Origin of the sequence: Plantibacter sp. CFBP 8775 (genome assembly GCF_014839505.1) — a bacterium.
In the GTDB taxonomy this organism is placed as follows: domain Bacteria; phylum Actinomycetota; class Actinomycetes; order Actinomycetales; family Microbacteriaceae; genus Plantibacter; species Plantibacter auratus.
The window spans coordinates 838,874-851,735 of record NZ_JACYNV010000001.1; the positions used below are offsets into that span (position 1 = coordinate 838,874).

The 12,862-nt window shown below is 70.2% G+C and carries 15 protein-coding genes; 9 read left to right on the plus strand and 6 right to left on the minus strand.

All coding sequences use genetic code 11. The annotated features are described in order from the left end of the window. Positions 1-65: 65 nt before the first annotated feature. Positions 66-728: a dihydrofolate reductase family protein gene (locus tag IFR14_RS04025; protein ID WP_124768480.1), complete on the plus strand. Its 663-nt coding sequence runs from the start codon at positions 66-68 to the stop codon at positions 726-728. A gap of 27 nt (positions 729-755) precedes the next feature. Here the strand turns inward: IFR14_RS04025 and IFR14_RS04030 are convergent, their stop codons facing one another. Together IFR14_RS04030 and IFR14_RS04035 are read right to left on the minus strand one after the other, a co-directional pair. Continuing rightward, positions 756-1,496, minus strand: coding sequence for a GAF and ANTAR domain-containing protein (locus tag IFR14_RS04030; RefSeq protein WP_124768481.1), 741 nt, complete (start codon positions 1,494-1,496; stop codon positions 756-758). After that, on the minus strand, positions 1,493-2,197 hold the full coding sequence (locus tag IFR14_RS04035; RefSeq protein WP_124768482.1) for a GAF and ANTAR domain-containing protein: 705 nt from the start codon (positions 2,195-2,197) through the stop codon (positions 1,493-1,495). Before IFR14_RS04035 ends, IFR14_RS04030 begins: the two co-directional genes overlap by 4 nt. Positions 2,198-2,405: 208 nt before the next feature. On the opposite strand from IFR14_RS04035, the gene IFR14_RS04040 reads away from it, so the two are divergent. From IFR14_RS04040 to IFR14_RS04065, 6 genes are read left to right on the plus strand one after another with little or no spacing between them, the layout of a single operon-like run. After that, complete coding sequence (locus tag IFR14_RS04040; protein WP_159877323.1) at positions 2,406-3,404, plus strand: SDR family oxidoreductase; 999 nt, start codon at positions 2,406-2,408, stop codon at positions 3,402-3,404. A gap of 5 nt (positions 3,405-3,409) precedes the next feature. Next, positions 3,410-4,888, plus strand: coding sequence for a phytoene desaturase family protein (locus IFR14_RS04045; RefSeq protein ID WP_191940324.1), 1,479 nt, complete (start codon positions 3,410-3,412; stop codon positions 4,886-4,888). Between the two features lie 33 nt (positions 4,889-4,921). After that, entirely contained in the window at positions 4,922-5,503 is a 582-nt protein-coding gene (locus IFR14_RS04050) for an SRPBCC family protein (RefSeq protein ID WP_124768485.1), read from the plus strand. 12 nt (positions 5,504-5,515) lie between these two features. After that, a complete protein-coding gene (locus IFR14_RS04055) occupies positions 5,516-6,022 on the plus strand; it encodes a DUF6328 family protein (RefSeq protein WP_086472945.1) in 507 nt (168 codons plus the stop codon). Positions 6,023-6,062: 40 nt separating this feature from the next. Then, positions 6,063-6,485, plus strand: a complete 423-nt coding sequence (locus IFR14_RS04060; protein WP_191940325.1) for an HIT family protein — start codon at positions 6,063-6,065, stop codon at positions 6,483-6,485. Positions 6,486-6,544: 59 nt separating this feature from the next. Continuing rightward, positions 6,545-7,084: a flavin reductase family protein gene (locus IFR14_RS04065; protein WP_082916284.1), complete on the plus strand. Its 540-nt coding sequence runs from the start codon at positions 6,545-6,547 to the stop codon at positions 7,082-7,084. Here the strand turns inward: IFR14_RS04065 and IFR14_RS04070 are convergent, their stop codons facing one another. Continuing rightward, positions 7,085-8,047 carry a proline dehydrogenase family protein gene (locus IFR14_RS04070; protein ID WP_198425030.1) on the minus strand — a complete coding sequence of 321 codons (963 nt, stop codon included), beginning with the start codon at positions 8,045-8,047 and terminating at the stop codon, positions 7,085-7,087. Between the two features lie 102 nt (positions 8,048-8,149). Between IFR14_RS04070 and IFR14_RS04075 the strand changes: the two genes are divergently transcribed. Continuing rightward, positions 8,150-8,722 carry a YdeI/OmpD-associated family protein gene (locus IFR14_RS04075; protein ID WP_191940326.1) on the plus strand — a complete coding sequence of 191 codons (573 nt, stop codon included), beginning with the start codon at positions 8,150-8,152 and terminating at the stop codon, positions 8,720-8,722. Between the two features lie 19 nt (positions 8,723-8,741). Continuing rightward, the gene (locus IFR14_RS04080; protein ID WP_191940327.1) at positions 8,742-9,347 is read left to right on the plus strand and encodes a maleylpyruvate isomerase family mycothiol-dependent enzyme; all 606 of its coding nucleotides are present in this window, start codon (positions 8,742-8,744) and stop codon (positions 9,345-9,347) included. 451 nt (positions 9,348-9,798) lie between these two features. Here IFR14_RS04080 and IFR14_RS04085 read toward each other — a convergent pair whose 3' ends face one another. The 3 genes from IFR14_RS04085 to IFR14_RS04095 all read right to left on the minus strand — a co-directional run bounded on the left by IFR14_RS04085 (position 9,799) and on the right by IFR14_RS04095 (position 12,746). After that, a complete protein-coding gene (locus IFR14_RS04085; RefSeq protein WP_191940328.1) occupies positions 9,799-11,070 on the minus strand; it encodes an HNH endonuclease signature motif containing protein in 1,272 nt (423 codons plus the stop codon). A 454-nt stretch (positions 11,071-11,524) separates the two neighbouring features. Further along, positions 11,525-11,956: a DUF1801 domain-containing protein gene (locus IFR14_RS04090; RefSeq protein ID WP_191940329.1), complete on the minus strand. Its 432-nt coding sequence runs from the start codon at positions 11,954-11,956 to the stop codon at positions 11,525-11,527. Positions 11,957-12,098: 142 nt separating this feature from the next. Then, entirely contained in the window at positions 12,099-12,746 is a 648-nt protein-coding gene (locus IFR14_RS04095; protein WP_191940330.1) for a TetR/AcrR family transcriptional regulator, read from the minus strand. Between the last annotated feature and the right edge of the window lie 116 nt (positions 12,747-12,862).

Consider the following 12,862-nt stretch of genomic DNA (forward strand, 5'->3'; position numbering starts at 1 on the left):
GCTCTTGCCTTTCCGTCGTCGAGCTGCTACTCGACGGGCCCGGACGTTCGGACTAGCGTGTGCCCATGACGACGCTCCGGGTCCACAATCTCGCCGTCTCGCTCGACGGGTTCGCCACGGGCGAGGGCCAGTCCTTCGAGACCCCCTTCGGCCACGCCCAGCACCGGCTCATGCAGTGGTTCTTCCCGACCCGCACCTTCGTGTCGATGAGCGGGCACGAGGACGAAGCGGTCGGCGCGGGGACGCGCGGGGTCGACGACGCGTTCGCCGCGGCCACGGGTGATCGCATCGGCGTCGAGATCATGGGCCGGCGCAAGTTCGGTCCGCAGCTCGGACCATGGGAGGACGAGAGTTGGCGGGGATGGTGGGGCGAGGAGCCGCCGTTCCACACGCCGGTCGTCGTGCTGACCCACCATGAACGCCCGGACCTGGTGGTCGGTGAGACGACGTTCCTCTTCCGTGACCTGTCCGCCGTCGACGCGTTGTCGTTCGCGACGTCGCTCGCCGACGGACTCGACGTCCGTCTCGGCGGAGGACCGACGACGGTCCGCCAGTTCCTCGCGGCCGACCTCGTCGACCATCTCCATGTGGTCGTCGTCCCGATCCTGCTCGGTCGTGGGGTGCGGCTCTGGGACGGGCTCGAAGGCCTCGAGGAGCGGTTCACGGTCGAGGTGACCGCATCACCGAGTGGCGTCGTGCATTATGTGTTCGCGCGGAAGCCGCGCTGAAGGTCGACCGGGGCCGGTGACCGGGCCTCAGAGCTCGAGGCGTCGCTCCACGATGTCGCGGGCGACGTCGGCCAGGGCACGACGTCCGCCGCGAGCGTGCTTCCGGATGCGCTCGAAGGCCTCTTCGACCGAGATCGCGGCGGTGTAGGCGACGACGCCCTTCGCCTGCTCGATGACGACCCTGGACTGCAGCGCGGACTCCAGCTGCTCGCGGGTCGCGTCACTCTCGCGGAGGGTCCGCTCGTGCAGGATCCCGATGGTCGCGACGTCGGCCATCGCCTGTGCGGCCTGGGACTCGAACCGGTCGAGGGCTTCCGGAGTCGTGCGGAACAGGTTGAGGGTGCCGATGGTGGTCCGGCGGAGTCGCAGCGGGAAGGCATGAGCCGACCGGAATCCCGCGGTCGCCGCGACCTCGGCGAATCTCGGCCAGTCGGCTGCGACCGCGGCGATCTCGGGGATCGACACCGGCGTCGCATCACGGAAGCTGTCGATGCAGGGGCCTTCGTCCGCGCTCAGCTGGATAAGTTCGACGAGCTTCCCGGACTCGCTCGTCGACGCGATCAGTTCGAGATCACCGTTCGGGTCGGCCAGGAGGATGCCCGAGGCCTGGACGTCGAGGAGGTCCACGGTCGCGTCGACGAGGGTCTGGAGCAGGTCGACGACGTCGTACTCGTCCACCAGGGTGTCGGCGAGCGTCGCGAACACGTCGAGGAGGGCGGTCGAGTGACGGAGCTCGGAGCCGGTCCCGTCGTCGCCGCGCGCGCTCATCGCTCGTCTTCGATCGTGTCGTCGCGCAGCACGTAGCCGGTGCGACGTTCGAGGATGTCCTCGGCGACGTCCGACATCGAGCGGTTCTGGGCGAAGGCCTGAGCTTGGATCAGCAGGTGGGCGTCGTCGGGCGTGAGGCCGAGTTGCGCGATCACGAACCCGGTCGCCTGATGGATCCGTCGTCGGGCGTGGGGCTTCAGCTGCGTCGTGTCGGGAAGGCTCGCGAGTTCGAGGGTGCGTCGGAGCACGTACCGGCTGAGCGGGCGAGTGAGGGACATCATGTCCTCGACCGCCTGCGCGTCCAGCGTGCGCTCCTCGGTGTCGTACAGCTCGACCGCGCCCACCTGGAGCGGCCCGACGCGGAGGGGGAAGGCGAAGATGGAGCCGACCGCGTGGTCGCGGATCGCCTCGGTGAACGACGGCCAGGAGTCGTAGCCGTTCCGCTTGACGGCCTCCTCGAGCACCGGGCGGCCGCTTCCGACGGCGTCCCAGCAGGGGCCCTCGGAGAGGTCGAACTGCAGCTCGTCGATGAGCGCGATCTGCTCGTCGCTCGCGGCGATCGTCTCGGGGCTCAGGGTGTCGCCGAGCGTCGCGATCGAGACGCCGCTGAGGGGCATGAGCCGGAGGATCGGCTCCACCAGCTGGTCGTCCTCGTCGACCCGGTCGAGTGCGCTGTACACGATGGCGAAGGTGTCGCTCATGTCCGCATTCCTTCCGGGCTCAAGGGTGGTCTCCGCTCATCGTACGGCTATCCCGCTGCGATCGCCGGGTGGCGATCCGTCCTGCCTGGGAAAGCAAGGGGCCGCCTTGGCGGGGTGGATTCGCCTAACGTGGCGTCATGCCTCTGACGACGACAACCTCTCCGCGCCCCTCCGCCCACCGGTCCGCAGCAACCGATCGGTCGGCGCGATGAGCCGCGGGGTCGCCGTCGTCACCGGCGGAACCGCAGGGCTCGGTCGTGCGACCGTCCGTGAACTCGCGAAGCGCGGCTGGGACGTCGCGGTGCTGGCGCGCGGCGAGGACGGACTCGAGGCGACCATCGCGGAAGTCGAGCAGGCCGGGCGTCGTGCTCTCGCGGTGCCGACGGACGTCGCCGACCGGGAGGCCGTCGAGCAGGCGGCGGACCGGGTCGAGGCGGAACTCGGACCGATCGAGCTGTGGGTGAACTGCGCCATGGTCGGCGTCTTCGGGGACTTCCTCACGACCGAACCGGCGGACTTCGAGCGTGCCGTGGCGGTCAACTTCTTCGGCTTCGTCAACGGCACCAGGGCCGCCCTCTCGCGAATGACGCCGCGCGACCGTGGGCACGTGATCCAAGTCGGTTCCGCCCTCGCCCACCGCGGCATCCCGCTGCAGGCCGCGTACTGCGGGTCGAAGTTCGGCGCCCGAGGCTTCACGGAGTCGGTGACCGCCGAACTGCTCCACGACGGCAGCAACGTCAAGCTGTCGACCGTGGACATGCCGGCGCTCAACACCATCCAGTTCAGCTGGGTGAAGTCGCAGCTGCCCGAGCACCCGCAGCCGGTGCCGCCGATCTACCAGCCCGAGGTCGGTGCGACCGCCATCGCCGACGTCGCAGACCGACCGAGGCGACGCACCTGGGTGGGGGAGTCCACCGTCGGCACGATCCTCGGCGACCGCTTCGCCGGCGGATTCCTCGACTGGTTCCTCGCCAGGACCGGATACTCCGGCCAGCTCGCGCCGGACAAGCACGACCCGCGCATGCCCGACAACGTCTACACGCCCGCCCCCGGTGACCACGGCGCTCGTGGCGTGTTCAGCGACAAGGCCCACTCGTGGAGCCCGCAGACCTGGGCGATCCGCCACCGGCGGGCCGTGTACGCGACCGCCGCCGGCACCCTCGCAGCGGGTGTCGCCCTGGTGGCCGGCGCGGCGAAGCGGCGCTGAGCACGATGGCGCGGCGCGAGCAGTTCGACGCGGTGGTCGTCGGCGCGGGTCCCAACGGGCTTGCGGCCGCGGTGACCCTCGCCAGGGCCGGCCTGCACGTGCAGGTGGTCGAGCGGGGCGACACGATCGGTGGTGGTGCCAGGACCGCCGAGCTGACGTTGCCCGGCTTCCACCACGACATCTGCTCCGCGGTCCACCCGATGGCGCTCGCCTCCGGGTTCTTCCGGTCCTTCGGCCTCGAGCGCCGCATCGACCTCGTCGTACCGGAGATCTCCTACGCCCACCCGCTCGACGGTGGACGGGCCGGGATCGCCTACCGAGACATCGACCGCACCGCCGACGCCCTCGGACGTGACGGCGCGGCCTGGCGCTCGCTCATGGGCCCGCTCGCCGCCGACGCCGACCGCGTCTCGCAGTTCACCGGCGGCAAGCTCCTGCAGGTGCCGCGACACCCGGTCACGGTCGCACGCTTCGGCCTCCGCGCCCTCGAGCAGGGGAGCCCGGCCTGGAATCTCCGGTTCCGCGAGGAGACGGCCCCGGCCATGCTCAGCGGTGTAGCCGCCCACTCCATCCGGCCGATGCCGAGCCTGTCCACCTCGGCCGCCGCCCTGTCGCTCGGCGCGTATGCGCACGCCCGCGGTTGGCCCATTCCCGTCGGCGGCAGCCAAGCGATCGTCGACGCGCTCGCGGCCGACCTGCTGGCCCACGGTGGTGAGATCGTCACCGGAACCGAGGTGCGATCCATCGACGAGCTGCCGTCCGCCCGCGCCGTCCTGTTCGACACGACGCCGAAGGCGCTCGCCGAGATCGCGGGCAGCCGACTGCCCGACGCGTACCTCCGTCGTCTCTCCCGGTTCCGCTACGGCGACGGCGTGGCCAAGGTCGACTTCGCGCTCTCGGGCCCCGTCCCGTGGACGAACCCGGAACTGGCCCGGGCCGGCACGCTCCACCTCGGCGGCACCCGCCCGGAGATCGCCGAAGCCGAGCGCGACGTCGCCCGCGGCCGGCACAGCGAGTCGCCCTACGTCCTCGTCTCGCAGCCCGACGTCGGCGATCCTGGTCGCGCTCCTGGTGACGCTCAGGTCCTCTGGGCGTACACGCACGTGCCGAGCGGGTCCGGTCTCGATCAGACCGAGGCGATCACCCGGCAGATCGAGCGCTTCGCCCCCGGGTTCCGCGACGTGATCCTGACGTCGGCGTCGATGACCGCCCGCGACATGGCGCGGTACAACCCGAACTACGTGCTCGGCGACATCGCGGCCGGCGCCGCGAGCTTCGCGCAGCTCGTCGCGCGTCCCGTGCTCTCGAACGACCCGTGGCGGACACCGACGCCGGGGATCTTCCTCTGCTCCTCGTCGACTCCGCCCGGCCCGGGCGTCCACGGTCTCGCCGGCTGGCACGCCGCCCGCAGCGCCCTCCGCTCGGTCTTCGGCCGCGACCGCATGCCGTCGCTCGCGCCCGACCGACCGAGTCCGACCTCCTGACCCCGTCCCTGCTCCAGCGAAAGGAACACCACCGTGTCCCACACCACTCGGATCCTCGACTGCCCGCCCGACCGTGTCTTCGCCGTCCTCGCCGACGGCTGGCTCTTCCCGGCGTGGGTGGTCGGCGCGTCCCGCATGCGCGACGTCGGTGACCGGTGGCCGCACGTGGGCGGGAAGCTGCACCACTCCTTCGGTGTCTGGCCGGCGGTGCTGAACGACGAGACGACCGTGCTCCAGTGGGATGCTCCGCACCGGTTCGTCATCCAGCCGAAGGGGTGGCCGCTCGGTGAGGCCCGCGTCGCGGTCGAGGTGGAGCCGCACGAGCGCGGGTGCATCGTCCACCTGCATGAGCACGCCGTCACAGGCCCTGGTGCGCTGATCCCGGTCTGGCTCCTCGACATCGGGCTGCACATCCGCAACATCGAGACGCTGCGCCGACTCGCCCACCTCGCCGAGGGCGGCGCCGGCGGCACCCACCTGGTCGAGGCGGCCGAGCCGACGGCCGAAGATCGGAAGCGCGCCGAGTTCCCGAAGCGATCGTTGTTCGCGCGGGCGGCGTCGGTCCTCGTCGTCGCCGTGCCGGTGGTCGCGGTGGCGCGCAAGCTCGCCCGCTGACGGTGTCCGGTCATGCCCGCCGCAAGTGATCCGGCCGACGCCCTGCCCGGGGACGGTCGCGACGAGACGCTGAACGAGCGATCCGACCGCAACTGGTCGGAGCTGCTGCAGGAGTTCCGGGTCCTGCAGACGGGCACGCAGATCCTCGCGGGCTTCCTGCTGACGCTGCCGTTCCAGCCGCGGTTCACCGAGCTCAGTGGATTCGACCACGTGCTGTACCTCGTCCTCGTGGTCCTGGCCGTGACGGTGACGCTCCTCGCGCTCGCACCGGTCATCATGCACCGGCTCGTCTTCGGACGACTGGAGAAACCACAGCTGGTGCGGCTGTCCAGCAGGATCCTCATGGTGTGTCTCGGGGCGGCGTCGCTGCTGTTCGCGGGGATCGTCCTGTTCGTCTTCGACTTCGTCGCATCACCTGCGGTCGGGCTGTGGGCGGGTGGTGCCGTGGTCGTCGTCATCGGGCTGGTGTGGATCGTCGGCCCGCGCCTGATCCGGGGTGCGCGCGACCGCGTGTCCTGAGGTGATCGACGTGCCCGCGGTGAGCCCCGAGAATGGGACGATGCCCGACACCTGCACCTTCTGCCGCATCCTGCGTGACGAGCCCGACGACATCACCTGGGTGGAGCGCGAGGACGAGGCGGTCGCCTTCCGGCCGTTGCCCGAGTCGGAGCTCGCGCCCGGCCACACCCTGGTGGTGCCGCGGGCGCACAGCGTCGGCCTGCTCGACGCCGATCCGCGAGCCCTGCAGGCGACGACCGCACTCGCTCAGCGGGTGGGACGCGCGATGCGGGCGGCGCTCGGTGCGACCGGCGTCGTCGTGGTGAGTGCGTCCGGTGCCGACGCCGGGCAGAGCGTCCCCCACCTCCATCTCCACGTCGTCCCGTGCTGGGATGACGACGGGGTCACGTTCTGGCCCGAGGGCCGCTCGAAGCACCGGGTCGACGGCGACCCGCATGCGCTTCTGGCGGAGATGTTCGAGTAGTCGGAGATCGCCGCTCCTTGGGTTGACCTCAAGACCGATTGAGGTTCTACGGTTGAAGCATGACCATTCCCACCACGCCGTCCGCTGATCCCGATGCCCTCGCCCGCGCCGCGACCGTCGACGGGTTCAAGACGGCGTTCCGTGACCACCCGGCGGGCGTCGCGCTGATCAGTGCCTCGACCGATCGGGGAGACGTCGGGCTGACGGCGTCATCGGTCGCGTCGGTGGCCGTCGACCCGCCGATGCTGTCCTTCTCGGTCACGCGGGCCACGGGGTCCGCGGGCGGACTGTTGAGTGCGGGGACGGTCGTCGTCCACCTCCTGGCCGACCACCACCTGGAGGTCGCGAAGGCGTTCGCCAAGACGGGGGAGCCGCGCTTCACTCCGGAACAGCACTGGGAGCGACTCGCGACCGGCGAGCCCTATCTGCCGAGCGCCCGTGCGGCACTGCGCTGCCGGATCGTGCAGACGGTCCCGGCCGGCAGCTCGATGCTCGTCATCGCCGAGGTGCTGGAGGTCATCCCGCCCGGCACGGATGCGCCGGCGCTCGTCTACCAGAACCGCAACTTCCACCGCCTGGAGTCCGACCCGCTCGGCTGATCAGGCGAGGAGCGCGATCGGGCCGATGTCCGCGATCGCCTCGATGACCCGCTCGGGGTGCTCGGCGATCCGGTTGAGGACGTAGAGCCACCACTCGGGTCCGTAGACGAGGTACTCACGCGTCGCGAACCCGCGGCGGTGGAGGTCGTCGAGCAGTTCGGTGCCGAGTCCCTGCAGCATCTCGAACTCCACGTGCGGCTGACGGAGGTCGTCGCCGAGCGCGCCCTCGAGTGCGGCGACGAGGTTCGCGTCGTGGGTGGCGACGTTGACCCGGTGACCCGACCCAACGAGTCGCGTGACCATGCTGATGTAGGCCGCGGTCATCGGTGCGGAGTCGCGGGGGTGGGCCACCTCGGCCGATTCGAGGAAGGCGCCCTTGACGACGCGGATCGGCCCGGGTCGGTCCAGCACGCGGTCGAGGTCCGCGGGGGTAAGGTGCAATCTCGCCTGCAGGGTGATGCCGGTCTCCGGGAACGGGTCGGCGATCTGCTCGTAGATCGACAACACGAGGTCCGTGCGGTCGGAGCCCTCCGCGGAGATCATGAGCGAAGTTCCGGCGTCCCGGGCCGCCTGCGCGAGCGACAGGCCGTTCCGCAGGCCGAGCTCGGGCGAGACGACGGAACCGATGTGCGAGAGGTCGAGCGAGATCGTCGCGGTCTGGTCGGATTCGCTGATCCGGCGGGCGAGGTCGATGAACTCCGCGGTCTGCTCGTCGGCGACGAGTGCGTCGCGGACGGACTCGCCGACGAGCTCGATGCTCCAGCGATGCCCACGATCGGCGTTCGCTTCGAGGAGCCGCAAGGCGGAGGCCGCGTCCTCGCCGGCGATGTATCGCAGGGCGGCCCGCTTGGCGACGGCGGCGGCCTCCGGGTGGGCGAGGACTCGCGCTTTGAGGTCCTCGTCGAGGGCCCAGGCTCGCAGGGTGTCGGCGGCGCGCGACAGCGTCTCGTCGTTCATCAGCATGCTTCGACCCTATCCAGTCCTGGGTGGCGGTCCGGACGGCACCGGGGTCTGGGCTACACCGGGATCTGGGCTGCGTCGCCCGTGCGCGCTACGCTCGCTCACGTGGCGAGCTTCGAGGAGAAACCGATCCTGGACCTCACACTCGATGAGTGGGAGGCCTACCTCGCCGGCGCGCCGAGCGACGCGGGTGTGCGACTGAAGCTGCGGAAGAAGACCTCGAAGGCGTCGGGGATCACCTGGTCGGAGGCGCTGGACGTCGCCCTCTGCTACGGATGGATCGACGGACAGAGCAAACGGTTCGACGACGACTACACGCTGCAGGCGTTCACACCGCGGCGGAAGAGCAGCCCGTGGTCGCAGATCAACCGGGAGCACGTCGCCCGCCTCATCGAGGAGGGGCGGATGCGTCCCGGTGGGCTCGCGGAGATCGAGCGTGCCAAGGCCGACGGGCGGTGGGACGTGGCGTACCGGCAGAAGGACGCCGTCGCACCGGACGATCTCCAGGCGGCGCTCGATGCGAACCCCGAGGCCGCGGCCTACTTCGCGACGCTCGGCCGCACCGACCGTTTCCGCGTCTTCTTCCGCCTGAGCAACATCAAGACGCCCGCGATCAGGGCCGCCCGCATCGCGGACGTGGTCGAGAAGGCCGCTCGGGGCGAGCAGCACTACCGCTGATGATGGGGGACCGGCGCGGATGAGGGTGTCACCGGGGACCGTGTGGCCGGTCGTCCACGAGGAGCGTCGGCGGCTCGTCGCGGACCTGTCGGTGCTGGGGGACGAGCAGTGGGGGACGCCGTCGCTGTGCACGGGATGGGATGTGCATGACGTCGTGGCTCATCTCGTCGACTCGGCGAAGACGACGCGGCTGGGATTCGCCCGTCGGCTCATCGCGGCGCGGTTCGATTTCGACCTGGACAACGCACGCGGGGTCGAGCGGGAGCGGAGGAACGACCCGCAGGAGACGCTCCGCGCCCTGGCGGACACCACCGAGCTGACATGCACCCCGCCGGCGAACCTCGCGACCAGGCTCGTCGAGATCATCGTGCACGGGGAGGACGTCCGTCGGCCGCTCAGCGTCAGCGCGGACTACCCGATAGCCGCGGTCCTGGTGGCGTTGGAGTACCAGCTCCGGACCGGCGTCTCGATGGGCGGCGGCAAGGAACGCGCCCAGGGGGTTCGGCTCGTCGCGGAGGACGCCGGGACGAGCTGGGGTGCGGGCCATGAGGTCCGCGGATCGGCGCTCGACCTGCTGCTCGCGGTGTCAGGGCGACCGACCGGGCTGGCTCTGCCTGGGCGGTGAGGAAGAAGCTGGAAGTCACCCGCGTGCACCTTCCCCGTTGACCGAGGTGCCTGGGCTCGGCTGCCCTTCGACAGGCTCAGGGACCGAAATGCATCCGAGCACAGTCCAGCCCGGTCACTGAGCTTGTCGAAGTGCGCACGAAGAACCCTTCGACAGGCTCAGGGACCGGGTTCATCCGGGTGAACCTCTTCCATTGACCGAGGTTGCGCGGCTTGGGCGCCCTTCGACAGGCTCAGGGACCGAAACGGTTCGGGCGCACCTCTCCCGGTCACTGAGCCTGTCGAAGTGCCCACGAGGACGCTTCGTCGTTCCGGGCGAACCTCTTCCGGTCACTGAGCTTGTCGAAGTGCCCACGAGGATGCCCCATCGTTCCGGGCATACTTCTTCCGGTCACTGAGCTTGTCGAAGTGCCCACGAGTAACCCTTCGACAGGCTCAGGGACCGGTGGAGGTCAGAACGGCGCGGGATCCGGTTCGGTCCGGTGGTGTTTTCCGTCGGGTGTCGTCCACTCGAGCACCCCGCCGGGCCCGTGGTCGAGGTTCCACCCGGGGAGATGCTTCATGCGGTGGTGATGCCGGCACAAGCAGGCGAGATTGCCGACATCCGTCGTCCCGCCGTCCTCCCACGCGACCGAGTGATCCAGGTCGCACGCCCGAGCGCGTCTGCCGCAGCCCGGTGCGCGACAGGTGCCGTCTCTGAGGCGGACCGCGCGTTGGAGGTCTGCCGGAACCCGGTACTGGTTCCGCCCGACGGAGAGGATCGCGCCGGTTTCCGGTTGGACCAGGATGCGGGTGAAGCTGGGTGCGTTGACCGCGATACGCGCCGCGGTCTCGGGGTCGATCGGGCCGTAGCCGTCGAGCGTTGCCGGGGCATCGCTGACGCCGGCCAGGCTCAGGGCGGGGACGGTGATCTGCACGGTGGGCTTGATGTGGTCCTGAACCTCGATGGGGTGCGGGAGTACCGGGCTGGTCATGATGTCGTCGGGCGTGACGCCGGTGAGTGCGAGGGCCGCGAGGGCGTCGGCCTGGAGCTGGGCGCAGGTGCGGGTGTCACCTGCTGAGCGGGATTCGGCAGCTGCCGCCTCGATCCGCTCGATGATGCCCTGCGCGATCGGCGCCGTGGTGAACAAGTGCACCCACGCCATACCGTCGGCGGCGGGTTCGAACTCGACGCGGCGGTCCGCCTCGGAACGCTTCGCGCGCGTCGTGATGGAGTCCGGGTGGAGGCGTTCGCGGAGGACCCGGGCGCGCCGCCGAAGCTCCGCATCAGTGGTCTGCTCCGCGACCGGGAGCACCTTGGCCAAGAACGCGGCCCGCCCCTCGGTGGGCACATCGCAGAGTTGGTCGGTGATCGTCTTGGCGTGCCGGGCCGAGATGCGCGCCGCCTCGAGAGCGTCGAGGACAGACGGGGCGTCGTTCACGAGCGCCTCGGCATCGTTCGTCGCCCGCTGAACCGTCCGTTCAGAGGTGCGGGTCGCCATCGCCATCGCGGCACACGTCGATCGGCGGGACAGAGCGCGGCGCTCGGCAGGCGGGAACGCGGCAGGGACGACCGTGTCTGCGAAGGCGTCGGCATAGGCGGCGGAGCGGGCGAGGAGGCGGGCCTCCTCGCCGTCCAGAGCCGCACGCCGCCGCTGGATGTCGGCGTAGTGATCCGAGAACTCCGCCAGCCGCGCGGCGTACTCGTCGCTCGCGCGGATCGCGGTGGTGGTGGTCTCGGTCATGGAACCAGTCCACCATGGACCACTGACATTCCAGATGCCGAGTTGTGCCGGTTGTGGAAGTTGCTCGTGTGCCCTTCGACAGGCTCAGGGAGCGGGGGAAGGGTGCCGGATTCGTGAGGTGCTCCGTGTGCCCTTCGACAGGCTCAGGGACCGGGGGAAGATCACCGGCGCGGGAGGTTGCTGGTGTGCCCTTCGACAGGCTCAGGGACCGGGGGAAGATCACCGGAGCGGGAGGTTCCTCGTGTGCCCTTCGGCAGGCTCAGGGACCGGGGAGCGTCGCCCGATTCGTGGGGTGGTCCGTGGGCCCTTCGACAGGCTCAGGGAGCGGTGGGAGGGTGCCGGATTCGTGGGGTTCTTGCGTGTGCCCGTTGACAAGCTCAGGGACCGGGGGTCGACTGGCGACAGGCTCAGGGGCCGGCGCTCGACCGGCGCCCGGCCCATTGGCCGGACGGGGTCAGACCGCCCGGGCGAGCAGGTCTGCGACACGCTTCGCGACGGCGTCGTTCCAGGCGGTGACCCCGAACGCGGTCGGCCACAGGTCGCCGTCGTCGAGCTTCGCGGAGTCGTTGAACCCGATGGTCGCGTAGCGCGCCTTGAACTTCGCCGCCGCCTGGAAGAACACGACCGCCTTGCCGTCGGCACCGACGTAGGCGGGCATGCCGTACCAGGTCTTGGCCGCGAGGCCGGAGTCGCCGCCCATGATCAGCTCGTGCAACGGCTCGGCGATCGCGCGGTCGGCGTCCTCCATGTCGGCGATCGCCTCGACGACGGCCTGCAGAGCCTCCTCGCGACTCGCGGCCGCCTTCAGCTCCTTGGCGCGCTCCTTCATCGCCGCGCGTTCCTCGGCGCTGAATCCGCTCTTCGTGCTCGACTGCTTCTCGGCCATGTCGGTGTCCTTCCGCCCGGGGCTGTGGTCCGCCTCTCACGGTAGCCCTGCGAGCCCCACGGCGCTTCTCGAATCCTGCTCAGCCCACCGAGTCGCCCAGAAGTGCTCGAAATCAGCCGGAAAACCGACCGATCCGGGCGACTCAGTCGTCCAGCGCGCCCGGCCCGAGCACCGACTCCACGATGACCCGGATCGCGTACTCGCTCGTCTCGGCGAGGTCGACGTCCGCAGGGTCGATGAGCCACTGGACTTGCAGGCCGTCCATGACCGCCAGGATCGACGCCGCCGCACGGTGGATCGTCTCGGGCGCATCCACGCCCCGCTCGGCGCACACCACTTCGAACGCCTCCGCGATCTCACGCCGGAGGGTCCGGTAGCGGTCGTCGAAGTAGTGCCTGGCCGGGTGGTCCTCGGTCACCGACTCCGCCGACAGGACGACGAACGCCTGCACGATCCCGGCGCGCTGCGCGTTCGCGGCGGCAGTGCGGATCAGGTGCTTGAACAGGTCGATGCCGCCGGGGATGTGCTGGTCGTCGAGGTCCTGCACATCCGTCGCGTCGCGGTAGCTGAGCACCTCGAGGAGGAGCTGGTCCTTCGATCCGAAGTGATGCAGGATGCCCGCCGGCGTCATGTCGACGAGCTCGGCGATGTCGATGAGGGTGCCGTTCGCGTACCCCTTGGCGCCGAAGACGTCGAGCGCGGACCGGACGACCTCGGCTCGTCTCGCCACAGTCGCCGGGCGTGGCTGGGCTGGTCGTTTCGCCGTGTTCTGTCGTTTCACCGTGCTCATGGTGTCCGTTCCGCGGGGGCCTCGATGCGCCCGACACTACCGCGCTTGCCAACTTACTGAATGGTCAGTAAGTTATCACCGAATCCCGACTTGCGCCGCACTGCCGCAGCGCACAC

Coding starts and splice junctions, on each gene's coding strand:
- IFR14_RS04025 (WP_124768480.1), top strand. CDS start 66: ATGACGACGCTCCGGGTCCACAATCTCGCCGTCTCGCTCGACGGGTTC.
- IFR14_RS04030 (WP_124768481.1), bottom strand. CDS start 1,496: ATGAGCGCGCGCGGCGACGACGGGACCGGCTCCGAGCTCCGTCACTCG.
- IFR14_RS04035 (WP_124768482.1), bottom strand. CDS start 2,197: ATGAGCGACACCTTCGCCATCGTGTACAGCGCACTCGACCGGGTCGAC.
- IFR14_RS04040 (WP_159877323.1), top strand. CDS start 2,406: ATGAGCCGCGGGGTCGCCGTCGTCACCGGCGGAACCGCAGGGCTCGGT.
- IFR14_RS04045 (WP_191940324.1), top strand. CDS start 3,410: ATGGCGCGGCGCGAGCAGTTCGACGCGGTGGTCGTCGGCGCGGGTCCC.
- IFR14_RS04055 (WP_086472945.1), top strand. CDS start 5,516: ATGCCCGCCGCAAGTGATCCGGCCGACGCCCTGCCCGGGGACGGTCGC.
- IFR14_RS04060 (WP_191940325.1), top strand. CDS start 6,063: ATGCCCGACACCTGCACCTTCTGCCGCATCCTGCGTGACGAGCCCGAC.
- IFR14_RS04065 (WP_082916284.1), top strand. CDS start 6,545: ATGACCATTCCCACCACGCCGTCCGCTGATCCCGATGCCCTCGCCCGC.
- IFR14_RS04070 (WP_198425030.1), bottom strand. CDS start 8,047: ATGCTGATGAACGACGAGACGCTGTCGCGCGCCGCCGACACCCTGCGA.
- IFR14_RS04080 (WP_191940327.1), top strand. CDS start 8,742: ATGAGGGTGTCACCGGGGACCGTGTGGCCGGTCGTCCACGAGGAGCGT.
- IFR14_RS04085 (WP_191940328.1), bottom strand. CDS start 11,070: ATGACCGAGACCACCACCACCGCGATCCGCGCGAGCGACGAGTACGCC.
- IFR14_RS04090 (WP_191940329.1), bottom strand. CDS start 11,956: ATGGCCGAGAAGCAGTCGAGCACGAAGAGCGGATTCAGCGCCGAGGAA.
- IFR14_RS04095 (WP_191940330.1), bottom strand. CDS start 12,746: ATGAGCACGGTGAAACGACAGAACACGGCGAAACGACCAGCCCAGCCA.